The organism is Candidatus Pelagibacter sp. Uisw_113 (assembly GCF_047717815.1).
Classification (GTDB): Bacteria; Pseudomonadota; Alphaproteobacteria; order Pelagibacterales; family Pelagibacteraceae; genus Pelagibacter.
In genome coordinates this window covers 370,036-393,315 of record NZ_CP159809.1, presented here as the reverse complement: position 1 = coordinate 393,315, position 23,280 = coordinate 370,036, and the positions used below count along the sequence as shown (strand labels likewise).

General features: G+C 30.7%; 26 protein-coding genes. 6 read left to right on the top strand and 20 right to left on the bottom strand.

Annotated features, from left to right (window positions below):
* Positions 1 to 16 precede the first annotated feature (16 nt).
* Positions 17 to 1,036 carry an MBL fold metallo-hydrolase gene (locus ABXT39_RS02050; protein WP_415295621.1) on the top strand — a complete coding sequence of 340 codons (1,020 nt, stop codon included), beginning with the start codon at positions 17 to 19 and terminating at the stop codon, positions 1,034 to 1,036.
* Between the two features lie 220 nt (positions 1,037 to 1,256).
* Here ABXT39_RS02050 and ABXT39_RS02045 read toward each other — a convergent pair whose 3' ends face one another.
* From ABXT39_RS02045 to ABXT39_RS01990, 12 genes are all read right to left on the bottom strand, one after another.
* A complete protein-coding gene (locus tag ABXT39_RS02045; protein WP_415295620.1) occupies positions 1,257 to 1,622 on the bottom strand; it encodes a TlpA family protein disulfide reductase in 366 nt (121 codons plus the stop codon).
* Positions 1,623 to 1,667: 45 nt separating this feature from the next.
* Positions 1,668 to 2,615: a DMT family transporter gene (locus ABXT39_RS02040; protein ID WP_415295619.1), complete on the bottom strand. Its 948-nt coding sequence runs from the start codon at positions 2,613 to 2,615 to the stop codon at positions 1,668 to 1,670.
* Complete coding sequence (locus ABXT39_RS02035) at positions 2,585 to 2,902, bottom strand: AzlD domain-containing protein (protein ID WP_415295618.1); 318 nt, start codon at positions 2,900 to 2,902, stop codon at positions 2,585 to 2,587. The genes ABXT39_RS02040 and ABXT39_RS02035 overlap by 31 nt, the downstream gene beginning before the upstream one ends.
* Positions 2,902 to 3,600 (bottom strand): AzlC family ABC transporter permease, encoded by a 699-nt coding sequence (locus ABXT39_RS02030; RefSeq protein ID WP_415295617.1) that lies wholly within the window; start codon positions 3,598 to 3,600, stop codon positions 2,902 to 2,904. Before ABXT39_RS02030 ends, ABXT39_RS02035 begins: the two co-directional genes overlap by 1 nt.
* 18 nt (positions 3,601 to 3,618) lie before the next feature.
* Positions 3,619 to 4,677 carry an ABC transporter ATP-binding protein gene (locus tag ABXT39_RS02025; protein WP_415295616.1) on the bottom strand — a complete coding sequence of 353 codons (1,059 nt, stop codon included), beginning with the start codon at positions 4,675 to 4,677 and terminating at the stop codon, positions 3,619 to 3,621.
* A 4-nt stretch (positions 4,678 to 4,681) separates the two neighbouring features.
* Entirely contained in the window at positions 4,682 to 6,301 is a 1,620-nt protein-coding gene (locus ABXT39_RS02020) for an ABC transporter permease (protein WP_415295615.1), read from the bottom strand.
* A gap of 141 nt (positions 6,302 to 6,442) precedes the next feature.
* Entirely contained in the window at positions 6,443 to 6,949 is a 507-nt protein-coding gene (locus ABXT39_RS02015) for a peroxiredoxin (RefSeq protein ID WP_415295614.1), read from the bottom strand.
* Positions 6,950 to 7,079: 130 nt separating this feature from the next.
* A complete protein-coding gene (locus ABXT39_RS02010) occupies positions 7,080 to 7,265 on the bottom strand; it encodes a hypothetical protein (RefSeq protein ID WP_415295613.1) in 186 nt (61 codons plus the stop codon).
* Positions 7,266 to 7,272: 7 nt separating this feature from the next.
* A complete protein-coding gene (locus ABXT39_RS02005) occupies positions 7,273 to 8,292 on the bottom strand; it encodes an extracellular solute-binding protein (RefSeq protein WP_415295612.1) in 1,020 nt (339 codons plus the stop codon).
* Between the two features lie 101 nt (positions 8,293 to 8,393).
* Entirely contained in the window at positions 8,394 to 8,687 is a 294-nt protein-coding gene (locus ABXT39_RS02000; RefSeq protein ID WP_415295611.1) for a hypothetical protein, read from the bottom strand.
* A gap of 40 nt (positions 8,688 to 8,727) precedes the next feature.
* Positions 8,728 to 10,005, bottom strand: coding sequence for an isocitrate lyase (gene aceA / locus ABXT39_RS01995; protein ID WP_415295610.1), 1,278 nt, complete (start codon positions 10,003 to 10,005; stop codon positions 8,728 to 8,730).
* Between the two features lie 65 nt (positions 10,006 to 10,070).
* Positions 10,071 to 10,238, bottom strand: coding sequence for a hypothetical protein (locus ABXT39_RS01990; RefSeq protein ID WP_415277838.1), 168 nt, complete (start codon positions 10,236 to 10,238; stop codon positions 10,071 to 10,073).
* A gap of 111 nt (positions 10,239 to 10,349) precedes the next feature.
* Here ABXT39_RS01990 and ABXT39_RS01985 point away from each other — a divergent pair, with 111 nt between their 5' ends.
* The gene (locus ABXT39_RS01985) at positions 10,350 to 11,783 is read left to right on the top strand and encodes a helix-turn-helix domain-containing protein (protein ID WP_415295609.1); all 1,434 of its coding nucleotides are present in this window, start codon (positions 10,350 to 10,352) and stop codon (positions 11,781 to 11,783) included.
* Here ABXT39_RS01985 and ABXT39_RS01980 read toward each other — a convergent pair whose 3' ends face one another.
* From ABXT39_RS01980 to folE, 3 genes are read right to left on the bottom strand one after another with little or no spacing between them, the layout of a single operon-like run.
* Positions 11,784 to 12,674 (bottom strand): LysR family transcriptional regulator, encoded by an 891-nt coding sequence (locus ABXT39_RS01980; RefSeq protein WP_415289952.1) that lies wholly within the window; start codon positions 12,672 to 12,674, stop codon positions 11,784 to 11,786. It lies immediately after the preceding gene.
* Positions 12,675 to 13,676, bottom strand: coding sequence for an MDR family oxidoreductase (locus ABXT39_RS01975; protein WP_415295608.1), 1,002 nt, complete (start codon positions 13,674 to 13,676; stop codon positions 12,675 to 12,677).
* Positions 13,677 to 13,696: 20 nt separating this feature from the next.
* Positions 13,697 to 14,305 carry a GTP cyclohydrolase I FolE gene (gene folE / locus ABXT39_RS01970; RefSeq protein WP_415285885.1) on the bottom strand — a complete coding sequence of 203 codons (609 nt, stop codon included), beginning with the start codon at positions 14,303 to 14,305 and terminating at the stop codon, positions 13,697 to 13,699.
* A gap of 77 nt (positions 14,306 to 14,382) precedes the next feature.
* Between folE and hisI the strand changes: the two genes are divergently transcribed.
* The 3 genes from hisI to ABXT39_RS01955 all read left to right on the top strand — a co-directional run bounded on the left by hisI (position 14,383) and on the right by ABXT39_RS01955 (position 16,137).
* On the top strand, positions 14,383 to 14,850 hold the full coding sequence (hisI, locus tag ABXT39_RS01965; RefSeq protein ID WP_415295607.1) for a phosphoribosyl-AMP cyclohydrolase: 468 nt from the start codon (positions 14,383 to 14,385) through the stop codon (positions 14,848 to 14,850).
* Positions 14,850 to 15,224 carry a DUF2237 family protein gene (locus ABXT39_RS01960; RefSeq protein WP_011282250.1) on the top strand — a complete coding sequence of 125 codons (375 nt, stop codon included), beginning with the start codon at positions 14,850 to 14,852 and terminating at the stop codon, positions 15,222 to 15,224. The genes hisI and ABXT39_RS01960 overlap by 1 nt, the downstream gene beginning before the upstream one ends.
* Positions 15,225 to 15,285: 61 nt before the next feature.
* Positions 15,286 to 16,137: a bile acid:sodium symporter family protein gene (locus ABXT39_RS01955; protein ID WP_415295606.1), complete on the top strand. Its 852-nt coding sequence runs from the start codon at positions 15,286 to 15,288 to the stop codon at positions 16,135 to 16,137.
* 3 nt (positions 16,138 to 16,140) lie between these two features.
* Here the strand turns inward: ABXT39_RS01955 and ABXT39_RS01950 are convergent, their stop codons facing one another.
* A complete protein-coding gene (locus tag ABXT39_RS01950) occupies positions 16,141 to 17,118 on the bottom strand; it encodes a hypothetical protein (RefSeq protein WP_415295605.1) in 978 nt (325 codons plus the stop codon).
* Positions 17,119 to 17,226: 108 nt separating this feature from the next.
* Here ABXT39_RS01950 and ABXT39_RS01945 point away from each other — a divergent pair, with 108 nt between their 5' ends.
* Positions 17,227 to 17,445 (top strand): hypothetical protein, encoded by a 219-nt coding sequence (locus ABXT39_RS01945; protein WP_415295604.1) that lies wholly within the window; start codon positions 17,227 to 17,229, stop codon positions 17,443 to 17,445.
* A 55-nt stretch (positions 17,446 to 17,500) separates the two neighbouring features.
* Here ABXT39_RS01945 and ABXT39_RS01940 read toward each other — a convergent pair whose 3' ends face one another.
* From ABXT39_RS01940 to ABXT39_RS01925, 4 genes are read right to left on the bottom strand one after another with little or no spacing between them, the layout of a single operon-like run.
* A complete protein-coding gene (locus ABXT39_RS01940) occupies positions 17,501 to 19,120 on the bottom strand; it encodes an electron transfer flavoprotein-ubiquinone oxidoreductase (RefSeq protein ID WP_415295603.1) in 1,620 nt (539 codons plus the stop codon).
* A gap of 23 nt (positions 19,121 to 19,143) precedes the next feature.
* Positions 19,144 to 20,097 carry an electron transfer flavoprotein subunit alpha/FixB family protein gene (locus ABXT39_RS01935; protein ID WP_415295602.1) on the bottom strand — a complete coding sequence of 318 codons (954 nt, stop codon included), beginning with the start codon at positions 20,095 to 20,097 and terminating at the stop codon, positions 19,144 to 19,146.
* Positions 20,097 to 20,846, bottom strand: coding sequence for an electron transfer flavoprotein subunit beta/FixA family protein (locus ABXT39_RS01930; RefSeq protein ID WP_415295600.1), 750 nt, complete (start codon positions 20,844 to 20,846; stop codon positions 20,097 to 20,099). Before ABXT39_RS01930 ends, ABXT39_RS01935 begins: the two co-directional genes overlap by 1 nt.
* Complete coding sequence (locus ABXT39_RS01925) at positions 20,846 to 23,278, bottom strand: GcvT family protein (protein WP_415295598.1); 2,433 nt, start codon at positions 23,276 to 23,278, stop codon at positions 20,846 to 20,848. The genes ABXT39_RS01930 and ABXT39_RS01925 overlap by 1 nt, the downstream gene beginning before the upstream one ends.
* Positions 23,279 to 23,280: the final 2 nt, after the last annotated feature.

Below are 23,280 nucleotides of genomic sequence, written 5' to 3'. Positions count from 1 at the left end.
ATGATAATGTATTCAAATGTTATTTCGTCAATTATTTGACAAGAGTTCAAGTACCTACACTTATTTAATTGCTTCTGCTAAAGGCAGGGAGGCTTTAATTATTGATCCTGTATTAGAAAATGTTGAAAGATATATACAGCTATTAAAAGAGTTAAATTTAAAGTTAGTTAAAGTAATAGATACCCACATTCATGCCGATCATATCTCAGGAATTGCAGAGCTAAGAGATCAAACAAATTGCGTAACAATTATGGGTGATAAAACACCAGTAGATGTTGTGTCTATGCAAGTTTCAGATGAAGAATTAATCAAAATTGATGGTCTAGAATTTAGAGCTTTATTCACACCTGGTCATACATCAGAAAGTTTTAGTTTCCTAATGAATGATAGGGTTTTTACCGGTGATACACTATTAATTAGAGGAACTGGAAGAACTGATTTTCAAAATGGCGATCCACAAGATTCATATAATTCTATATTTAATAAATTATTAAAACTACCAGATGAAACCTTGGTGTATCCAGCTCATGATTATAAAGGAGATGCTGTGAGCACTATTTTAGAAGAAAAAAAATTTAACCCACGACTGCAAGTTAAGTCAGTTAATGAATATATAGAAATTATGAATAATCTTAATTTACCTGACCCAAAATTAATGGATGTAGCAGTTCCTAATAATTTAAAACTTGGAATAGATCTTGATAAGCAAAAGGTTAATAACGGAATTGAACCTGATGAGTTTAAAAATTGTTTATTAGAAAAAGATATAACTTTAATAGATCTTAGAGAGCAAAATGAACTAGATAAAATCGGAAAGATTAAAAATAGTACAAGAGTATCTTTCCCAGAAATTAATGATTACCTAAATAAAAATAAAACTAAATTACAGAATAAAAAGATTTTGTTTTATTGTGCTATTGGTCAAAGATCCACTCTAGCAGTACAAATATCAAAGTCTTATCAATATAGTAAATGTTTACATTTAATTGGTGGCCTAAAAAACTGGAAACAAGCTGGTTTAGAATTAATTAAATAAATTTAATTATGAATATATTTATAATCTTATCGTTGCTGGTAATTATAATTGGGATTATACTATTAGTAGCTTCTCCATCGGTATTATTTAAATTAAACTGGAAAGAAAAAACAGGAAAAGATAAGATACTCATGTTCTTATTTTATGGTATTTTAGTTTATATAATAAATATCATTCATTGGATCATCAGGTAATTATTAAAAGGCTTAATTATTTGAGATTAAGATTTTATTAATTCGTAAATTTTAGCTTTATCCATTTGACCAATACTTCTCTGTACTTCTTTATTGTTTTTATAAACAACAATAGTAGTCCAATAATCAATACCTAATTGTTTTGCTATGTCGATATCTTTAGTCTGTTCAAAACTTAAAAAAAGAACATTTTTAAATTCTTTTTCAGCTTGATCTAGAATTTTTATCTGTGCCTTGCATGTTGAGCAAGTTTCATTCCAAGAATTAATAACAACTGTTTTTCCTTCAAGTTGAGCTTTTTGAAAAATTTCATTATTAAAAGTTGTGCTTTTATCAACCGCAAAAGCTTTAATTGTAAATAATGCAAAAATTATAATTAATATTTTTTTCATGTTTTAATCATATGTCTTAAAAGTTCGATTAACAAGAATATGATTTTATTTTATAACCCCAATCTTTTTTTGTCTTGAAATAATAATTAATCCACTAATAACAATTATTAAAGCTCCTATATAAGTATTAGTTGATAGCACCTCATCAAATAAAAAATATCCATATAATATTCCCCATAAAATAACTGAGTATCTAAATGTTGATGTGACAGAAACTAGTGCAATTTTGATTGTTGCTATTGAAAAAATGTAGCCTAGGGCTAGAAAAAAAGCAGCAATAAATAAAATAGATATATCCTTTAAACTAAAATCATAAAATTTATAAATATTTAACAAGCCAAAAAGAGCTGTAACAACAAAACAGGTCATAAATGCAATTTGTAGACTAGGATAATCTCTTTTAAATTTTTTTGTATACATATCTCTAATCGAAAGCATAATTGCTGCAACTATAGGAAAGATAAAATAATAACTAGTCTCCAATTTTCCTGGATTAATTACCACCACCACACCAACAAAACCCAATAACACCGCACTCCATCTTCTCCATCTAACTTTTTCTCTTAAAAATATTGCACTAAATGCAGTTAATAAAATTGGTGCCATACTTAATAAAATATAAACATTTGCAAAGGGTAATAGAGCAATACCAATGAAAAAAAATAAAGCTGCTAAAGATTCTAAAATGCCTCTCACTCTCAATTCATTTGAAGTAAAGATTAATTTAAAATTAAGTTCTTTCTTAATATAAAGAAATAATAAAATGAAAAGTAAAGTAAAAATACCCCTAATAAAAATGATTTGGTTTAAAACAAATATCTCATCATAGTTTTCGTAAATAGCTTTTACAAAAGCGTCATTTGTTGCAAATGAGAATTGACATAAAAGCATATAAAATATGCCAAGTAAATCGTTGCTAAATTTAAATCTATGAAACATGAGAGGTTTAATTATAAGTTTTTTTATTGGTAATATACAAAAATCAAAAACCAATAAGAAATAAGTCCTACAAATATTGTAGCAATAATACTTCGACTAAAATAACCAATAATTATTGCAAATATAGCAGCTAATATTTTTGGATTATTTTCAATATCTATTGCGCCTGTACTATCTAGAAATATTGGTGGAAAGATTATTGCTGGGAAAATAGCGGAAGGTACATAAGAAAGTATTTTTTTTGTCTTATCGTTTAATATGTCTTCTTTTAATAAAAAAATCATAGAAAACCTTGTTAGATAAGTAATAATTCCACAATAAATAATTGTCGACCAATGCATTAATTTTTCTTTAAAGTTATCAATGTTAATAATGTAGCAACTAGTAAAGCAGCTATGGCCGCAACAATAATGTATGCTTGAAATGGTATTGTATTGTAACCAATAGTTGCAACAATACCTGATACCAGCATCACAATAATATTTTTAAATTTTCTAAAATCATTAATTAACAAGGCCAAAAAGGTTAAAGAAATAGTAAAACTTAAACCTAACTCTTCAGGTATAACTGATCCTAGAACTATACCTAACACTGTTGATATTTGCCAAACTATCCAACAGGTAAAGCCAGCACCTAATAAGTGGTAATGTTTAAATTCATTTTCTTTATTCTTCTTAAAATAAGTGTTTGAGACAGCGAATGCTTGATCAATTAACACGTAAGACAAAATTATTTTCCACGTTAATTTTAAATGAGATAAATATTCTGAAAAAACTGCCCCATATAATAAGTGTCTAGAATTTACCGCACCGACAGAAGTTATTGCAACTAAAGATGAAGCTCCGCCTGAAAATAACTGAACTAAAACTATTTGAGAGGCTCCGCCAAAAATTATAATAGACATTCCAAATGTCATGTACTCACCCAAACCTAATTCCATTCCAATAACACCATAAATAATTCCAAATGGAACCACGGGTATCATTAAAGGACTTACGTCAATTATTCCTCTAGATAAGGTTTTTAATCTATCATTCATTTTAAGTTAAGTTTTGTATTAGAAACAAACTATATGATCAATATTAATTGGTCTCTTGATGCCAAATTTTTCATCTACTTGGTGTTGATGAATGTGGTGAGAGTGTACAAAGACAGGTATTAATTTATTACTCATAGTTTTAAGAGTATAGATAAAATTTGTTCCCCTAAATTTTCTATCAACAACTTCTAATTTTAAATTGCTCTGATCATCATGTTCCAGATCTTCTGGTTGTAATAAAAGTTGAACTTCAGATCCTTTTGGGTAATGTTTTATAAAATCACCAGTTATTGTGCCTAAGTCAACACTCTCTAAACTGTTTTCACCAGTAACTTTTGCTGGAATTAAAATTCCTCTATTCAAAAAATTAACCACCTCTACAGAATTTGGAAAATGGTAAACGTTATATGGATCATCAAATTGTTTTAATTGTTCATCAAGAATTATTCCACATTTTGTACCCAAGTAAAAAGCTTCATACGAGTCATGTGTAACAATGATAGTTGTTATTTTTTGTTCAGTTAGGATTTGTTTTAACTTAACTTGAATTTCTTCTTTAAAACTTTGATCAATATTTGACAAAGGTTCATCTAATAATAATAAGTCTGGGTTAGATAATAAAGATCTGGCTAAAGAGGCTCTTTGCGCTTCACCAGAACTTATTTGATGTGGAAATTTATCAACTACATGATCAATATGAAGAAATTTAATTATTTCATTTATATTTAAACCTTTTTTTTTCTTTTTATTTCTCTCTGCACCAAATTTTATATTTTCTAAAACATTATAATGAGGGAAAAGTGAGTTATCTTGAAAGGCCATTGATATGTTTCTATTTTCAGGTTCCACATGAACATCTTTAGAAGAAAGTAATTTATTCTTTAATTTAATTTTTCCTGAATTAATTTTTTCCAGGCCAGCGATTGTTCTAAGTATTGTAGTTTTACCAATTCCAGATGGACCCAATAAACAGATAATGTCTCCCTGATTTTCAATAGTTAATGAGACATTGCTTACTTTGTTTTGTGCGCTAGCGGTAAATGTTACATTATCAATTTCTAGAAAATTTTTTGTCATAATTTTAGTCTTTAAGAATATATTTAGATGTAATTAATATAAAGAAACTTGCAATAATTATAAGAAATAATGATGGGGCTGCTGCGGCCTCTAATAAATCCTGAGAAGCATAGATATATGCCTTTGTTGCAAAAGTTTCAAAATTAAATGGTCTCATAATTAGCGTAATTGGTAACTCTTTAATGATTTCAATGGCTAATAAAATTCCTATCAATAAAATTGAGTTTTTTAGATATGGGACATGTATGTTTTTGAATGTCTTGAATTTAGAATATCCAAGCAGATATGCACCTTCATCAATGGAATAATTAATTTTTAAATATCCTGATTTAATTCCATTGCTTGCTAATGAATAAAATCTAATAAAATATACCAAAACTAGGCCAAAAATAGAGCCTATAAAAATTGGCTTTATACTGTTCATTTCAAATTGACCTAGAATACTGCTGTCAAACCATGAGATAAAGGTAATGAATGCTACCGCTAAAATAATCCCTGGTATTGCATATCCTGATATTGAAAATGTAGTTAGTGCTTCTAAAAATTTACTTTTAGAAACTCTATTCCCATAATTTGAAATAAAAGCTAAGGCAATTAACAAACAGCTAGATAAAATTACTAAAATTATAGTATTTGAAAATAAGTTAACTAAATCCAAATCAGCTAAATGTTTTGGAAAAATAATTGTCCAATAAAGCATTTGTAGAACAGGAAATAAAAAACTTATAGAAAAAACTAACATGCAAAAAGAAAATGCTAAAAATGATTTATATCCACTTAAATTGATAACTGATTTAGATTTAAATCCACCCTTAGAAGATGTGTGATACTGGGCTTTTTTTCTTGAAAAATTTTCCAAAATAAACAATCCAAGAATAAAAATTAATAGGTAAAATGATAATCTGTTAGCAAGAGTAAGATCATCAAAAGAAATCCAAGCATTATAAATTCCTGTAGTAAAAGTAGATATGCCAAAAAAAGATACAGATCCGAAATCCGATAAAGTTTCCATTGCAACCAATGACAGACCAGCAACGATAGCAGGTCTTGCGGAAGGAAGTATTATTTTAAAAAAAGATTTTTTTTTAGAAAAGCCAAGATTTTTTCCGAGTTCTATTAAGTTTTGTGACTGATGGTGAAATGATGTTCTGGTTAAAACATAAACATAACCAAATAATGAAAATGATATTGAAATTATAGCACCAGTCATTCCGTCAAATTTAGGAATATGAGAATTATAATTCCCCTCTCCAAATAAATTTTTTAAAATTGAAAAAGCTGTTCCATAATTTTCAAAGAAAGCAGTTAAGGAATACGCATAAATATAAGCTGGGACAGCAAAAGATAAAATTAAAGACCATTTAAAAAAATTTACACCTGGAAAATTATAAAATGAAACTAAGTAAGCACATCCAACACCAATTATAAATGTTAAAAATAAAACACCTATTAAAAGTACTAAGGAATTATAAATGTAATCGTAAAGAAAAGTATTTTTTAAAATTAAACTATAATCTCCAGTGGTTTCAAAAAAACTGCTGAATACAGTTAGAATTGGGGCAGCCACTACCAAAGAAATAAGTAGAGATGCCACATACCAGATATTTATTTTTCTAAATTCCATAATCTACATTACCTTAATAATTATTTTTAAGAAACTTCCCTTGGTAACGAGGGAAGTCAATACCAACTCTAAAACCAATTTAAGAGAGAGATTATAGAGCTAATTCCTAAAATTTTCTTATTAACTATAGGTTTGTAGCTTTTATTTTTTAGATAGATATTCTATGCAATTCTCAGGAGTTGTTTGATCATAAGGATCAGGATCACTTCCATCGTTATTCATGCCATCCTCTTGCCACCATTTTTCAACCACACCATCATTAATAATTGTACAATATCTCCAGCTTCTTTGACCAAAACCAACATGCTTTTTGTCAACTAACATGCCCATTGCCCTTGTAAAATCAGCATTTCCGTCTGGTAATACCTTAACTTTTCTTAGTTTTTGTTGATCAGCCCAAGCATTCATTACATAACCGTCATTAACACTAATGCAATAAACCTCATTAATACCTAAGCCTAACAATTTATCATAATTTTCTTCAAATCCAGGTAACTGCTTTTCAGAACATACTGGTGTAAATGCACCTGGTAATGAAAACAGTATTACCTTTTTACCTTTGAATATTTCATCAGTACTTACATCAACCCATTTTCTAATTTTTCTTGTTTTCAAAACTACATTTGAACATTTTTTTCCTTCTATCATTCTATTCCTGTTATTTTTTAAGTGTTTGTTAATTTGTATTACTTGCATTTGAATTTTTTAGTGCTCATAGTTAAATTAGGTAGGGTAAATACCTTTTGTAAAGCTATGAGCACAATCATTAAAAAGAAAATTAAGTATTAAAAGGAGAGAGAATATGTGTAACCTCTTTATCTTCAATATCTGATAATTTTCTATTATTTATTTTTCTATTGATTTTTTTACACTCTGCTGCACATGGATCACAAGCTTTCAGAGATTGCGACCCATATACGTCAGAAGATTTATCTAAATCAATGTTAAATAAATTCTTTTTCACTAACTTATTACTTCCAACTTGCAGCTAACATACACTCAAGTGCTGTAGCTTGTTGTTTTCCATAATTAGCAACTTTAGTTTCTAAATCTTGATTGTATCCAAGACCCATTTGTTTAACTAATGCATGAGGCTCAACACCATCAATCATTGGATATTCAAATGTATTATTAACTATGTGTTCTTGTGCTTCTTTAGTTAATAAAAACTCAAGTAGTTTTTTTGCATTATCAGCGTTAGGAGCACTTTTTAAAACACCGCCACCACTAATATTCATGTGAGTTCCTCTGTCTCCTTGGTTAGGGAAAAAAGGTAAAACTTTTTTAGCAGCTGCTTGTTGTTCAGCACCTTTTTTTCCAGATAGCATCAAAGCATAGTAGTATGTATTAGCTACTGCTAGATCAGCTTCACCCGCAGCTACAGCTAAAATTTGAGCTCTATCATTTCCTTTAGAGTCTCTAGCCATGTTAGCCACAACACCTTTTGCCCAAGAACAAGTTGCTGCTTTGCCATTATTTTTTACTAATGATGCAACAAGAGATTGGTTATAGATATTGTTAGATTTTCTTATAACAACTCTACCTTTCCATTTTGGGTCAGCAAGACCTTCGTAAGTCATACCGTTAAGCTCATTTGCATTTACTCTTTCAGGTGAGTAATACATAATTCTTGCTCTCTTAGCTATTCCAGTCCATTTAGAAGTTCTAAAGTTTGCTGGAACTGCAGCTTTAATTGTAGCAGTCATAGAATTTTGGAACATTCCTTTTGCAGCGAATGCACCTAATCTTCCTGCGTCAGCAGTAATATAAAGGTCAGCCTTTGAATCAGTACCTTCTTCAGTTATTCGTTTTTGAAGAGCTTTATCTTTACCAGATACAACATTTACTGTAATTCCAGTTTTAGCTGTAAATTTTTCGTAAAGTTGAATATCTGAATCGTAATGTCTTGCACTGAATACATTAACTTCAGCAGCAAATGTCATGTTTGCAAATAAAGCCATGAAAAAGGCAATAATTGTAAGTTTTTTCATTGTTGTCTTTCGTTTTGTTGATTTAATTAGATTAGAATGCTTATTATTAGCATTGCGAATGATTATCAATCGCATTTAATGTCGCAGTTTGTCTGGTTTAATTAAGATAATATCAGGATAAGCAAATTACTTACAAAAGAAAGGGAGATAACAAAACCTGTAAAAAAATTACAATACATTAAGGTAATAGTCCGATTTCTAATTCTTCTTTTTCTTACAAAGGGCTTATCATCAAGATCTGAAATATCTCTTTCACCAATAACCTTATAATCATAAGTCCAACGCCAAATAGAATTACCAAATCTTTTATCACTATTATTGTAATAGATAATCCAAGCAACAATATATCGATGAGAAATATAGAAAATGATTAAAAGTATTCCACTTAAGACCATTTAAATATTAGAACATATTTAAAGTTTAAGTAAAGACTAATTAAAACTGTTCAGATTCTGTAGAGCCTACCATAGCTGTTGTAGAGCTTTTTCCACTACTTATAGTATTTGAAACTGCATCAAAATAAGATGTTCCAACTTCTCTTTGGTGTTTAACGCTTGTGTAACCATCCTTCTCTCTAGCGAACTCAAGCTCTTGGATTTTAGAATAAGCAGTCATTCCTTCTGTTTTATATTTTTCCGCAAGTTCAAAAATTGCAATATTTTGAGTGTGAAATCCAGCAAGTGTAATAAACTGAAATTTATAACCCATCTCACTTATCTTTTGTTGGAATGTTGAAATCTCTGCATCTGATAAATGCTTCTTCCAATTGAACGAGGGAGAACAGTTGTAAGCTAATAATTTACCAGGAAACTTTTCATGAATTGCATCTGCAAACTTTTTTGCTTCCTCAAGATTCGGTGTCGCAGTTTCACACCAGATTAAATCTGAATAAGGTGCGTAGGCTAAACCTCTTGAGATAGCCTGCTCAATTCCATGTTTAACATAATAAAAACCTTCAGGAGATCTTTCTCCTGTCAAGAATGGTTTATCATTTTCATCAAAGTCATTCGTAATTAACTTTGCTGCATTAGCATCTGTTCTTGCTAAAATTATCAAAGGTACATCTGCAATATCAGCTGCAAGTCTTGCAGCTTTTAAATTTTTAATCATTGTACCAGTTGGAACTAAAACTTTTCCACCCATATGACCACATTTTTTTTCACTAGCTAATTGATCTTCAAAGTGAACTCCAGCCGCACCTGCTTTAATGAATTTTTTTGTTAATTCAAAAACATTTAATGGACCACCAAATCCTGCTTCACCATCTGCAATAATTGGTAGCATATAATCTGTTCTATCTTTTGATTTCATGTCACCATCATACAATTCCATATGCTGAATTTGATCTGCTCTTATTAAAGCATTGTTCATCGACTCAACTAATTTTGGAGCACTATCGTATGGGTATAAAGATTGATCAGGATACATTTCACCGGCAGTGTTTGCATCAGCTGCTACTTGCCATCCACTTAAATAAATTGCTTTTAATCCAGCTTTAGCATGTTGAATAGCGTGATTTCCAGAGAGTGAACCCAATGTATTAATATAATTTTCTGAATTTAATAGATCCCATAATTTTTTAGATTGATGCTTACACATCGAATATTCAATTTTGATAGAACCTCTTAATCGTTCTACTTCTTCTGGAGTATAATCTTTTTTGATTCCTAAAAATCTTTTTAAATCGTATGAAACTTTAGCTTCTGAGCTCATAGGTAGGTCTTTCTAGATTATGTATTAAGAAAATTAAATTACGTATAAATTAACGGTAAGAGGACTTATTTTTTTTCACTAAATTCTTGAGTGAATTCATTCATCCCGCTAGAACCCCAATCACAATGATCGTCTCTTAGGTAAATACCAGATTGACTAAATTGATTCTGATTGTTGTTTTCGTTAATTTCTCTTTGATTTTCTTGATTTTTATTTATGTTTTTATCGTTCATGTAAACTTTATAATTTACTAAATTTACAAAATCTAATTAAATCGTTAAAAACCTTGTAAAACATAGAAACTTATTGTAAATTTAAATTTACAAAATTTACAAATAAAGCTTATGAGTCAAATTAATTTAAAAATTGGTCCTAAAATAAAGGCTTTTAGAAGACAGTTAGGACTGCAAGCTAACAAACTTTCAGAAGAACTAGGTATTTCTCCGAGTTATTTAAACTTAATTGAAAGTGGAAAAAGAAAAATAGATGGAGATTTATTACTTAAGGTTTGTGAAAAATTAAATATCCAACTCTCAGACTTAACATCAAAATCAGACGTTAACTTAGAAAATACTATTTCAGAAATTCTAGATGATAAATTATTTGAAGACCTGGATATTCTTGGTCCTGAAGTTAAAGACCTTGTTGGAACAAACCCAAAAATAGGTAGAGCTCTTGTGAGATTGGGAGATATTCTTAAAAAGAAAGATCACGAACTAATTAATAAAATTGAAAAAATATCAGGTAAGATAGTTGATAATAGGAAAAACTCTTTTCCAGGAGAGGTAATATCTGACTTCCTTCAAGAACATAAAAACTATTTTCCAAAATTAGAAGAGTTTGCAAATAAAGTTTTTGATAAAATTCAAAAAAATAATAGAACTCGATATATTGCCTTATGTGAATATTTAAATAAAGAATATTCAATTACAGTTAAAGATATTTTACCAGAAGAAGGAAAGCCTTTTTCTAAAATCTATAATAAAAATAAAAAAGAACTTCTATTAAGTGATTATAGTTCTTTGGAAACAAAAAAACTTCATGCAGCAGCTCAGATTGCACAAGAAGGTGCAATGAAAGATATTGATAATTATCTATCTAAATTTTCTTTTCCTTCAGAAGAATCAAAAAAATTGACTAAGGTTGCTTTATTAAATTATTGTGGTGCAGCAATTTTAATGCCCTACAAACCTTTTCATGCTGAATGTAAAAAATTAAAATATGATTTAGAGTTATTACAAAATACATTTGCAACTTCTTTTGAGCAAGTTGCTCACCGTGTAACATGCTTACAAGATCCAAAATTACCTGGAATTCCTTTTCACATGCTAAGAGTTGACATGGCAGGAAATATCTCAAAAAGATTTTCATTATCAGGAATTGATATACCAAGATATGGCGGTGCATGTCCTAGATGGAATGTTTATTCAGCATTTACAAGACCCGGTGTAATTCAAGCAGCTGTTAGTAAAATGACCAATGGTGAAAAATATGTTTGTATTGCAAGAACAGTTGAAAAAGGTGTAGGACGTTTTGGTCAATCAAAAAGTATATTATCAATTGGTCTTGGTTGTGATGCAAAATACGCAAAAGACTTTGTGTACACTGAAAATATTAATGTTAGTGACAAAACGACTGAAATCCCTATCGGTGTATCTTGCAGAACTTGTGATAGATTGGATTGTCCACAAAGAGCTTTTCCACCTTTACATAAAAAATTTGATGTAGATATTAATTCTAGAGGTGTTTCAGTTTATGTTAATGATAATTCTAATTAACTAAGACTTCCAATCACCAATTTTACTAAACAAAAAGTTCCTAAAAGCAGTAATTCTTGCAGTATTCTTAAGTGATTGAGGGTAAACAAAGTGAGCCTCTGTTATGGGCCCTTCTGAATTAGGAAGTACTTTTATTACATTGTTTGAATTTGAAACTAAATATTCAGGAAGCGCCGCTAGACCTACGCCAGCTTCAACAGCTAAAAGTAAACCCATAACACTATTAACTTTCATTACTGGTTTTCTTTTTTTAGAATCTTTAATTCCAAGTTTTAAAGCCCAATCTGGATCGTAGACGGGAGATGGTGCCCCTTTACCAAAAGAAATAAATTTATGTTTATTTAGGTCTGAGATTGTTTTGGGCATTCCATATTTTTCTAAATATTTATTAGATCCATAAATATAATATTTAATATCTACTAATTTTTTTTGGATATAATTAAGCTGCTTAGGTCTTCTCATGAAAATACCTATATCTGCTTGTCTAGTACTTAAATCTAACTCCTTATCATCAAAAATTAATTCAATTTCTATTTCAGGGTTTAAAGTCATAAACTCTTGGATACGAGGTGTTAACCAGTGAGTACCAAAACTTCTAACAGTTGTAATTGTTAATTTACCTGTTGGTTTATTTTTTTGATCTCCCAGTGTAGATTCAACTTCTTTTAGTTTGCTGATTACATCGTGAGCTGTTTTAAATAAATATTCACCATTTTCAGTTAAAGTAAGACCTCTTGCGTGTCTTTCAAAGAGTTGCACTTTAAGATCCAGTTCTAATGATTGAATTTGTCTGCTTATTGCAGATTGACTTAAATTTAAGTTTATTGTTGCGTTAGTAAAACTACCTGCTTCTGCAACTGCGTGGAATATTTTTAATTTATCCCAATCCATCTATTTATTTAAATCTACCAAAACTCTTCCTGAAATTTCACCCTTTAAAATTTTTGGATATGTTTCTAGCAATTCATCTAAACTTACAGTTAAGATTGATTTTTCAAGAACTTCAAAATCAACAAGCTTTGCTGCTTCTGCCCAAATAAATTCTCTTCTTTTAATGCTACAATTTGCTGAGTCCATTCCCCAAACTTTAATTCCCCTTAGCATGAATGGCAATAAATTTGTATTTAGTTCATTACTATTTGCATTACCACAAACAGCTATAATTCCATTTGATCTAGTTTGAGCTATTGCATTAGCTAAAATTTTACCTCCTACTGTATCAACAACACCATCCCACAATCCTTTATCAATAGGTCTTGGATCTTTGTCAAAATCAGCTCTATTAACAACATTTTTTGCTCCTAACGATTTTAAATAATCTGTTTTAGAATCTTTTCCTGTAACAGCTGTTACATTGTATCCTAATTTAGTAAGAGCCATTACCGCTACACTTCCCACTCCACCAGTAGCTCCAGTAACCAATACATCATTTACTTTATCGCCTAATAAAATTTCTTCTCTAGCTTGAATAGCAAAAGCACTCATTAAAGATGTAAAGCCAGCTGTTCCTAGCATCATAGCCTGTTTGCTAGTTAGGTTTGAGGGTCTCTTAACTAAAAAATCGGCATTAACTTTTGCTATCTGAGAGTATCCACCAAAAAAAGCTTCTCCAACTCTCCATCCAGTTAAAATTATTTCATCACCAGTTTTAAATTTTTGATTTTCACTTTCAAGAACAGTACCAGAAAAATCTATGCCTGGAATATGTGGAAATTCTTTAACAAGACGACCACCATTTTTCAAAATCATTCCATCTTTATAGTTTAAGTCCGAATAATCTACTTTAACGAGTACATCGCCATGTTTTAAAAATGATTTATCTATTGATTTTACTTCTCGTGTAAAATTTTCACCCTCTTGATTAATAACTAGTGCTTTAAAATTATCTGACATTGATCTCCTTCCTGGGAAAGTTACTTACTAATAAATCTTAAATATCTATTTTGAATACTAAGGTCTTCTTTAAATTGTCCTAAGAAATAATTTGTAACTGTTGTTGCAGTTTCTTTTTTAATACCTCTCATAGTCATACATTGATGGGTTGAGTCGATTGTTACTGCTACACCTTTTGCATCTAAAGATTCCATTATTGTTTTAGCAATTTGCATTGTAAGTCTTTCTTGAGTTTGTAATCTTTTTGAAAAAACTTCAACAACTCTAGCAAGTTTACTTAATCCCACAACTCTTTCGTTTGGAATGTATGCAACATGTGCAATTCCAATAATTGGAGCCATATGATGTTCGCAATGACTTTGTACAGAGACATTCTTTTGTACAACCATGTCATCATACCCTTCGACATCTCCAAAAGTTTTATCTAAAATTTTATTAGGATCTTTACTATAACCAGCAAAATATTCTTTGTATGCTTTAACAACTCTTTTTGGAGTTTCTAATAATCCTTCTCTACTAGGATCTTCACCCATCCAAGTTAAAATAGTTTTAAAAGCCTCTTCCGCTTCTTTATCAGAAACTTTTTTGGTATCTAAAATCTTGCTATCTGTCTCTTCAACTAATTTCATAAGGCAAGTTTATACAGTAAATCCTTGTTTTTAAAATATTTATTATATTTGCTAATATGCTACATAATTACCTAATTATGTTTAGAAAAAGAGAAAATATAGTCGAAATTGAAGAAGGTAAACTTCTTTCACCAAAATTTGATAATGACGGGTTAATTCCAGTCATCACTATGTGTTCAAAAACTAGAGATATTCTTATGCATGGCTATATGAATGTTGAGGCTTTTAAAAAAACTATAGAAACTAAAGAAGCTCATTACTTTAGTAGATCTAGACAGCAAATTTGGCATAAAGGCAAAACTAGTGGCTTCACTCAAAAAGTTTTAGAGATAAGAATTGATGATGATCAAGATTCAGTTTGGTTAACTGTTGATATTGGTGATGGTTCAAGCTGTCACGTAGGTTATCGATCATGTTTTTATAGATCCATTCCACTTGGTCCAATTGAAAATGGTAGAGAAGTTGAAATGAAATTTGAAGAAAAAGAAAAATCTTTTGACCCTGAAGTTGTTTACAAAGGCCAACCAAATCCTACAAAAATATAATGAGTGATAATCAAAAAAATGTTCTAGGTGAAGATCTAGAGGAATGTTCTAACGATCCTTTAACTGGATGGCATAGAGATGGTTGTTGTAGTACTGATGAAAATGATCACGGTGTTCACACAGTTTGTGCAAAAGTTACAACAGAATTTTTAGAATGGTGTAAAGAAGCTGGCAACGATTTAATAACCCCTCATCCTGAGTTTGGGTTTCCAGGACTAAAAGCTGGAGATGGTTGGTGTGTTTGTGCTAGTTGGTATGCAAGAGCTGCTGATGCTGGGAAACCTTGTCCTGTTTATTTAAAAAGAACACATGAAAAAACTTTAAAGCTTGTTTCTATGGAAGTTTTAAAAAAGAATGCTATTGATTTATCTTAGATAATTATAAGTTTTAAATCATTTACTTGATAAACCTAAAATGAACTAATAAGTTTTACCAATGGAAATAGCCACAAAAATAGCCCCATTAGCTTTGGCTCTTATAATGTTGGGGCTTGGATTGAGTTTGACTATTCAAGATTTTATAAGAGTAGTTAAAATTCCAAAAGATTTTTTAGTTGGTTTTATTTCTCAGTTAGTTTTGCTACCAATTGTTGCACTATGTATAGCATTAATACTTAACTTACCTGCAGAACTTGCTGTTGGGCTGATGCTAATTGCATGTGCTCCCGGTGGTGTTACATCAAATGTAATTACTAAATTTGCTGATGGTGACGTTGCACTTTCAATATCACTAACTGCAGTTGTTAGTTTGATTAGTATTATTTCTGTTCCATTTATAATGTTTGCGTCTATTAATTTTTTTGAAATAAGTGTTATTAAAGAAATATCAATTACTAATATTGCTTTAAAAATGTTTCTTGTTGTTACCGTTCCAGTAATAATTGGAATGATAATTAGGCATTTTGCTAAAAATTTTGTTGATAATCAAGCTTCTTTAATTCAAAAAATTTCAGTTATATTATTCATATTGGTGTTTGCTGCTATTTATATACAAGAATGGGATAATATTATTTCTTATATTGTGAATGCAGGTTTGATTGTTTTAATCTTAAACTTAACAATGATGATTTTAGGGTTTTATATTGCAAAATACTTTGCATCCGGAGTTGCACAACAAAGATGTATTGCAATAGAGTGCGGACTTCAAAATGGAACATTAGCACTTTTTGTTGGAACACAGATATTTGGAGAAAGTATAACTGTTTTCATTTTACCAACAGCTGCTTATGCTTTAATAATGATGATAACTTCGATAGTTTTTGTATTTATTGTTAAAAAAAATACTTAGATTTTAATTATTTTTTTCTATTAAACTCAAATTAAAAATACGTTCAGCAAATTTAGATAGATTATTAAAAGTATTATTTTGAACTTTTATTAATGTTTTTTGATGAGCTGTTCTATTAGTTGAATAATGTTTTTTACTATCAATTGTTAAAAATTTTTCTTTAATCAATTTATTTAATTTTCTAATAACTGTAGCTCTTGGTATGCCCGTAATATCTGAAATTGACATTGCATTAATGCCTAAAAATTCTTGTTTTTTACCAAAAAAATACTTATCTAAATATAATTCTTTGCTCATTTGACTATTATCATTTTTTTTAGCATTTAATACATGATTAGTTAAGCAAGTGCCGTGAACATGAAAGGTTTCTAAATCACCATGCATTTTTTTAAATGTTAATAGCATTGGCAATTGCATATCGTAGTAAAGTTTCCAAACGAATGAAAAATTATTTTTAACTGTTCTTATTAACTGCTCTGAGCTAATTACCTCTATCATAAATCCCTCATTAACTATTATTTTTGTCAGAGCTGATAAAAAATATGACATATTTTTCATTGTTTCTTCAGGTTTTATATTTGGCCAAGTACCTCTATCAATTATAATTTTTTTATTTATTTTTTTAATTGCTCCTAATTCTTGTAATTCATTAATTTTTCTTCTAGTTGTCTCTTTTGGTATGTTAAGTTTTTTAGATATTTCCATTATATTAAGTGTTTCTACTTCAACTTCATATTGACTAAAAAACTCATCATAATTTAATTTTACAAAATTTTTTGAATAATATTCAAATGTTTTGGTCATTAAATACATGATAATCATGAACTTTTCATAATCATGAAAAGTTCTATAAAGATTATTCATCCAGTGCATTTGTATTGGTAACCAAATAGGCTGAATGGAAGTGTAATTTTTATTTATTGTGCTAAGAATATCCCTACTAAAAATTTGTTTTGATACTTTGGGAAAGGTTTTAAGCATATAATTTTCTATAATTATAACCCAAAATGAACATCAAAGTAAACAACTTAGCCCATAATGAACTATTCTTTAATTGCTTGATCTACTTCACAATGATTAGTTACACACATGAGTGCAGAAAAAATAATTAATACACGGGTTGATAACCTTCCTTCTCTGGCGACCCCTGAAAAGAGTGAGGAAGTTTCATTATCAGGTCGAGTTGATATAAATATTCTCTTAAATAGAGCTAGAAAAGTTAAAGAAAAAGAAACTCTAACAAACCTAGTTTTTGTAGGACTAACACTCTCTCTTATTTTCGTTGTTGGGTTAATTTTATCTTTTTAAAAAAGATATTTTTCGTTGTGCTCTTCTAAAATCGTAAGTAAGAGCACAACGAAAATTACATATTTCCGTACTTAGGTCCGCCACTTCCTTCAGGGGTAACCCACGTAATATTTTGAGAAGGTTCTTTAATATCACAAGTTTTGCAATGAATACAGTTTTGTGAATTTATGACAAATTTATTTACACCATTTTCATTTTGAACTTCATAAACGCCTGCAGGACAATATCTTTGTGCAGGCTCATCAAATTTTTCTAAAGTATAATTTATCGGTAAATTTGGATCCTTTAGTTGTAAATGTACTGGTTGATTGTCGGTATGATTAGTTCCAGTTAAATAAACAGAGCTTGTTTTATCAAATGTAATTACATTATCTGGTTTAGGGTAATCATTTTTTGGCATTTCATTTGCTGGTTTTAATGTTTCGTGGTCAGCATGTTTGTGTCTTAAGGTAAAAGGTAATTTTCCTCTAAATAATATTTGATCAATTCCAGTAAATATTATTCCAAGAATTAAACCCCAGCTAAAACTTGGTTTAACATTTCGAGCAGTATGCAGTTCTTCATAAACCCAACTTTTTTTAAATTTATCTTCATAAATTGATAAATCTTTTTTTTCTTTTAAATGTTCATTTATAGTTTCAGCAGCAATCATTCCACTTTTCATTGCAGTGTGTGATCCTTTAATCTTAGGCATATTTAAAGTTCCTGCATCACAACCGATTAATAAAGCACCAGGCATAAACATTTTTGGTAAACTCTGAAGTCCACCTTCAATTAGAGCACGTGCACCATAAGAAATACGTTTTCCACCTTTAATTATCTTTTTAATTGCAGGATGAGTTTTAAATCTTTGAAATTCATCAAACGGTGAAAGATGTGGGTTTTTATAATCAAGACCAATTACATAACCTAAAAAAACTTGCTTGTTTTCTGCGTGGTAAATAAAACTTCCACCATAAGTATTGCTATCTAGTGGCCAACCTGCCGTATGCATTACCATTCCTTCTTCATGATTTTGTTCACTAATTTCCCAAATTTCTTTAAATCCAATTCCATATTGTTGAGGATCTTTATCTTCTGATAAATTATATTTTTCTATTAATTGTTTTCCAAGATGTCCCCTGCATCCTTCAGCAAATACAGTAACTTTTCCTAAAAGTTCTATGCCTGGTTCAAAGCCATCTTTTTTATTTCCATTTTTATCAACTCCCATGTCTTGAGTTGCAACTCCCTTAACTGATCCATCATTATTGTATAAAATTTCACTTGCAGGAAAGCCTGGAAATATTTCAACACCTAGAGCTTCTGCCTGTTCTGCTAGCCATCTACATAAGTTTGCTAAACTGATTATGTAATTATTATGATTTTGTTGAACTGATGGAAGTAGCCATGTTGGCCAGCTTAATGATTTTGATTTTCCTAAAAATAAGAATTTTTCTTTAGAAACCTTAGTTTTTATTGGTGAATTAAGTTCTTTCCAGTTTGGTAATAACTCATCTAAAGCTCTAGTTTCAAAAACATTACCACTTAGAATATGCGCACCAATCTCTGAAGCTTTTTCAAGTAAACACACATTTAATTCTGGATCAAATTGCTTAAGTTTAATTGCCGTAGATAGTCCTGAAGGACCACCCCCAACGATTACCACATCATAATCCATTGCTTCTCTAGGCATATCTTGAATTTTTACAGTACTGATTATTTTTGTATACTATTTAATTTATTCAATTCTTCTAAGAATTGAGGTAACGCCTCAAATAAGTCTGCTTCCAGACCATAATCTGCGACACTAAATATTGGCGCTTCACCATCTTTATTTATAGCAACAATAATTTTACTTTCTTTCATTCCAGCTAAATGCTGAATTGCTCCTGAAATTCCAACTGCAATATACAAATCAGGCACAACAACTTTACCAGTTTGACCAACTTGATGTTCGTTACTAATATATCCCGCATCAACTGCTGCACGTGATGCTCCAATTGCTGCATTTAATTTATCCGCAATATCAGTTATTAATTTAAAATTTTCTCCATTTTGCATTCCTCTTCCACCAGAAACTACAACTCTAGCAGTTCCAAGCTCAGGTCTGTCTGACTTAACCTCTTCTCTTTTAATAAATTTTGATAACGTAAACTCTTCAGTAGCTTCAATTTTTTCTATTGGAGCAGACCCACCAGAAGTTTCACAAGGCTCAAAAGATGTTGGTCTAATTGTTATACATTTTTTTTCGTCTGTACTTTTTACTGTAGCGAATGCATTACCCGCATAAATAGGTCTTATGAATGTATCAGCTGATATCACTTTAGTAATATCACTTACTTGAGATATATCTAAATTTGCTGCTATTCTTGGCATCAAATTTTTACCAAATGTATTTGCGGAACTAACAATATGGGAATAATTTTCTGAAACTTTAACAACTAGCGGTGCAAAGTTTTCTGCTAAGTAGTTTTCATAATGGGCAGCTTCAGCATGTAATACTTTTTTAACAGCTGGCATTTCAGATAATGATTTAGCAACATCTCCACAATTATTTCCAATTAATAAAACATGTACATCTCCATCCATTTGTGATGCTGCAGTAATTGCGTTTAATGTAAAAGGTCTTACTTCTTTATTATTATGCTCTGCTATTAATAAAACTGACATTATATTACCTTTGCCTCATTTTTAAGTTTGCTAACTAATTCAGCAACACTTGCAACTTTAATTCCTGCTTTTCTTTTAGGTGGTTCTTCTACTTTAATTTGTTGAACCCTAGGTGTTATATCAACCCCTAGGTCTGCAGCTATAAATACCTCTATGGGTTTTTTTTTAGCTTTCATAATATTTGGTAGTGAAGCATAACGTGGCTCATTTAATCTTAAATCACATGTCACAATAGCTGGTAGATTAACTTCAATTGTTTCTAATCCTTCATCAATTTCTCTTGTTACTTCTAAAGTTCTGTCTTTTATTTCAATCTTTGATGCAAATGTTGCTTGAGGCCAATTCAATAAAGCACTTAACATTTGGCCTGTTTGATTACAGTCATCATCAATTGCTTGTTTACCCATAAAAACTAGGTCTGGTTTTTCTTTTTCAACAATTTTTTGCAGCACTTTTGCTACGGCTAATGGCTCAACAATTCCCTCTGTTTTGATTAAAATTCCTCTATCAGCACCGACTGCTAAAGCTTTTCTAACAGTTTCTTGTGATTTTTCCTCACCAACTGTAATTGCAATAATTTCAGTTGCCTTACCTGCTTCTTTAATTTTTACAGCTTCCTCAATCGCATTATCATCGGGTGGATTGCTCGACATTTTTACATTATCAGTAACAACACCAGTTCCATCCTCTTTAACTCTGACTTGAACGTTGTAATCAATTACTCTTTTAACAGCGACTAATATTTTCATTATGCTCTCAATAAATTATTTTCTGGATCGTAAGGACTCTCATCCAGTATAGTAGCATCGTACATTTTTCCTAAAATATCAATTTTCAATTTTTGACCAGTTGTCGCAACATCTGGGTTCACCATTCCTAATGCAATCGATTTACCTAGTCTAAATCCAAAATCTCCTCCTGTTGCACGTCCAACAACTTTGTTGTTTTCATAAATTGGATTATTTCCCAATACATCCGCATCTTCAACATTGTGAATTTCCATAGTAACCAGTTTATTTTTAAAACCTTTTTCTCTCCACTTATTAAGTGCTTCTAAACCAATAAAGTTTCCTTTATTAGGATGTATAAATCTATCTAGTCCAGATTCGTAAGGTGAATATTCAATTGATAATTCTGTCCCAACAAGTTTATAAGATTTTTCAAGTCTTAAACTATTCATTGCTCTAATTCCATAAGGCTTAAGACCTAAATCTTTGCCTGCTTCCATCAATTTGTCAAATATATGGTTTTGGTATTCAATTGGATGATGAAGCTCCCAACCCAATTCACCAACAAAGTTTACTCTCATAGCATTCACTGGTGCATTTCCAACATTTACATTTTTAGCACTTAACCATTTAAAGTTTTCACTAGAAAAATCATCACTGGAAACTCTTGTCATTAATTCTCTAGCCTTTGGACCAGACACAACTAGCACACCCATACTATTAGTTAGATTTTCAAATTGAACTGTCCCATCATTTGGCATCCATTTTTGAATCCAATCATGGTCTAATCTTTGGTTTGCTCCTGCAGAAACTAAATAGAAACTATCTGGAGCTTCTCTCATTATTGTAAATTCAGAATGTACTCCTCCTTTAGTATTAAGGGCATGACATAAACCAATTCTTCCTATTTTTTTTGGAAGTTTGTTTGCTACTAAATAATCTAAAAACTCTTCAGCCCCAGGACCTTTAATTCTACATTTTGCAAATGCAGTCATGTCTAAAAGACCCACATTTTCTTTTACATTTTTACATTCTTTTTTTATTGCCTCAAACCACTTGGATCTTCTAAAAGACCAATCATCTTTTTGCTCCATTCCATCTGTTGCAAAGAAATTAGGTCTCTCCCAACCAAATTTTTGCCCAAATACTGCACCTAATGCTTTCATTCTATCGTAACAAGGTGATGTTCTTAATTCTCTAGCAGCACCTCTTTCTTCATCTGGGTAATGAACTTTAAATACATGATTATAAGCTTCTTCGTTTTTTTCTTTTAAATAAGATTTTGTTGCATAATCACCAAATCTTCTTGGGTCAACGCCAAGCATATCAACCGTTGGTTCTCCATCTACAATCCATTCAGCAAGTTGCCATCCAGCACCACCTGCAGCAGTAATACCAAAACTATGTCCTTCATTAATCCAGAAATTTTTAAGTCCCCACGCCGGTCCTACAATTGGGTTTCCATCAGGTGTGTAACAAATTGCACCGTTATAAACTTTTTTAACACCGACTTCTCCAAAAGCTGGAACTCGATGAATTGCACCTTCTATGTGTGGAGCAAGTCTATCTAAATCTTCTTGAAATAATTCATACTCAGAATCTTTTGATGGTCCATCTACATAACAAGCTGGAGCACCATCTTCATAGGGTCCTAAAATTAAACCACCTGCTTCTTCTCTCATGTACCATCTACTATCACTATCTCTTAAAACTCCCATCTCTGGTAAGCCTTCTTTTTTTCTTTTTAAAATATCTGGGTGTGCTTCTGTTACAATATATTGGTGCTCAACAGGTATAGCAGGAATATCTAAACCAACCATTTTTCCAGTTTGTCTTGCAAAGTTTCCTGAACAAGAAATTACATGTTCACATTCAATAGCTCCTTTGTCAGTTTCAACAACCCATCCATCTTTAGTTTGTTTAATTCCAACTACAGCTGTATTTCTATAAATCTCAGCACCCATATTTCTAGCACCTGTAGCCATTGCTTGAGTTAAATCAGCAGGTTGAATATATCCATCTTCAGGGTGTTGTATTGCGCCAAGTAAATCATCCGTACGACATAAAGGCCAAATTTCTTTTACCTGATCTGGAGTTAAAAATTTTACATCAACACCTATAGTTTGTGCCACTCCTGCATATTGGTGGTACTCATCCATTCTATCTTTAGTGCTTGCTAAACGAATGTTTGAGACAACACTGAAGCCAACATTTTGTCCTGTCTCTTCTTCTAATTTTTTATAAAGATCAACCGCATACTTATGAAGCTGTCCAACTGAATAACTCATATTAAATAATGGAAGCAGACCTGCTGCGTGCCAAGTTGATCCTGAAGTTAATTCTTTTCTCTCGACAAGAACAACATCTGATAAACCTTTTTTTGCTAAGTGATAAAGTGCACTAACTCCTACTACACCACCACCAACTACAACAACTTTAGCTTTAGATTTCATTA

Bases quoted from the DNA above. Each gene is read 5' to 3' on its own strand.
- ABXT39_RS02050 (WP_415295621.1), top strand. From the start codon at position 17: ATGTTATTTCGTCAATTATTTGACAAGAGTTCAAGTACCTACACTTAT.
- ABXT39_RS02045 (WP_415295620.1), bottom strand. From the start codon at position 1,622: ATGAAAAAAATATTAATTATAATTTTTGCATTATTTACAATTAAAGCT.
- ABXT39_RS02035 (WP_415295618.1), bottom strand. From the start codon at position 2,902: ATGCATTGGTCGACAATTATTTATTGTGGAATTATTACTTATCTAACA.
- ABXT39_RS02030 (WP_415295617.1), bottom strand. From the start codon at position 3,600: ATGAATGATAGATTAAAAACCTTATCTAGAGGAATAATTGACGTAAGT.
- ABXT39_RS02025 (WP_415295616.1), bottom strand. From the start codon at position 4,677: ATGACAAAAAATTTTCTAGAAATTGATAATGTAACATTTACCGCTAGC.
- ABXT39_RS02020 (WP_415295615.1), bottom strand. From the start codon at position 6,301: ATGGAATTTAGAAAAATAAATATCTGGTATGTGGCATCTCTACTTATT.
- ABXT39_RS02015 (WP_415295614.1), bottom strand. From the start codon at position 6,949: ATGATAGAAGGAAAAAAATGTTCAAATGTAGTTTTGAAAACAAGAAAA.
- ABXT39_RS02005 (WP_415295612.1), bottom strand. From the start codon at position 8,292: ATGAAAAAACTTACAATTATTGCCTTTTTCATGGCTTTATTTGCAAAC.
- ABXT39_RS02000 (WP_415295611.1), bottom strand. From the start codon at position 8,687: ATGGTCTTAAGTGGAATACTTTTAATCATTTTCTATATTTCTCATCGA.
- aceA (WP_415295610.1), bottom strand. From the start codon at position 10,005: ATGAGCTCAGAAGCTAAAGTTTCATACGATTTAAAAAGATTTTTAGGA.
- ABXT39_RS01990 (WP_415277838.1), bottom strand. From the start codon at position 10,238: ATGAACGATAAAAACATAAATAAAAATCAAGAAAATCAAAGAGAAATT.
- ABXT39_RS01985 (WP_415295609.1), top strand. From the start codon at position 10,350: ATGAGTCAAATTAATTTAAAAATTGGTCCTAAAATAAAGGCTTTTAGA.
- ABXT39_RS01980 (WP_415289952.1), bottom strand. From the start codon at position 12,674: ATGGATTGGGATAAATTAAAAATATTCCACGCAGTTGCAGAAGCAGGT.
- ABXT39_RS01975 (WP_415295608.1), bottom strand. From the start codon at position 13,676: ATGTCAGATAATTTTAAAGCACTAGTTATTAATCAAGAGGGTGAAAAT.
- folE (WP_415285885.1), bottom strand. From the start codon at position 14,305: ATGAAATTAGTTGAAGAGACAGATAGCAAGATTTTAGATACCAAAAAA.
- hisI (WP_415295607.1), top strand. From the start codon at position 14,383: ATGTTTAGAAAAAGAGAAAATATAGTCGAAATTGAAGAAGGTAAACTT.
- ABXT39_RS01960 (WP_011282250.1), top strand. From the start codon at position 14,850: ATGAGTGATAATCAAAAAAATGTTCTAGGTGAAGATCTAGAGGAATGT.
- ABXT39_RS01955 (WP_415295606.1), top strand. From the start codon at position 15,286: ATGGAAATAGCCACAAAAATAGCCCCATTAGCTTTGGCTCTTATAATG.
- ABXT39_RS01950 (WP_415295605.1), bottom strand. From the start codon at position 17,118: ATGCTTAAAACCTTTCCCAAAGTATCAAAACAAATTTTTAGTAGGGAT.
- ABXT39_RS01945 (WP_415295604.1), top strand. From the start codon at position 17,227: ATGAGTGCAGAAAAAATAATTAATACACGGGTTGATAACCTTCCTTCT.
- ABXT39_RS01940 (WP_415295603.1), bottom strand. From the start codon at position 19,120: ATGCCTAGAGAAGCAATGGATTATGATGTGGTAATCGTTGGGGGTGGT.
- ABXT39_RS01935 (WP_415295602.1), bottom strand. From the start codon at position 20,097: ATGTCAGTTTTATTAATAGCAGAGCATAATAATAAAGAAGTAAGACCT.
- ABXT39_RS01930 (WP_415295600.1), bottom strand. From the start codon at position 20,846: ATGAAAATATTAGTCGCTGTTAAAAGAGTAATTGATTACAACGTTCAA.
- ABXT39_RS01925 (WP_415295598.1), bottom strand. From the start codon at position 23,278: ATGAAATCTAAAGCTAAAGTTGTTGTAGTTGGTGGTGGTGTAGTAGGA.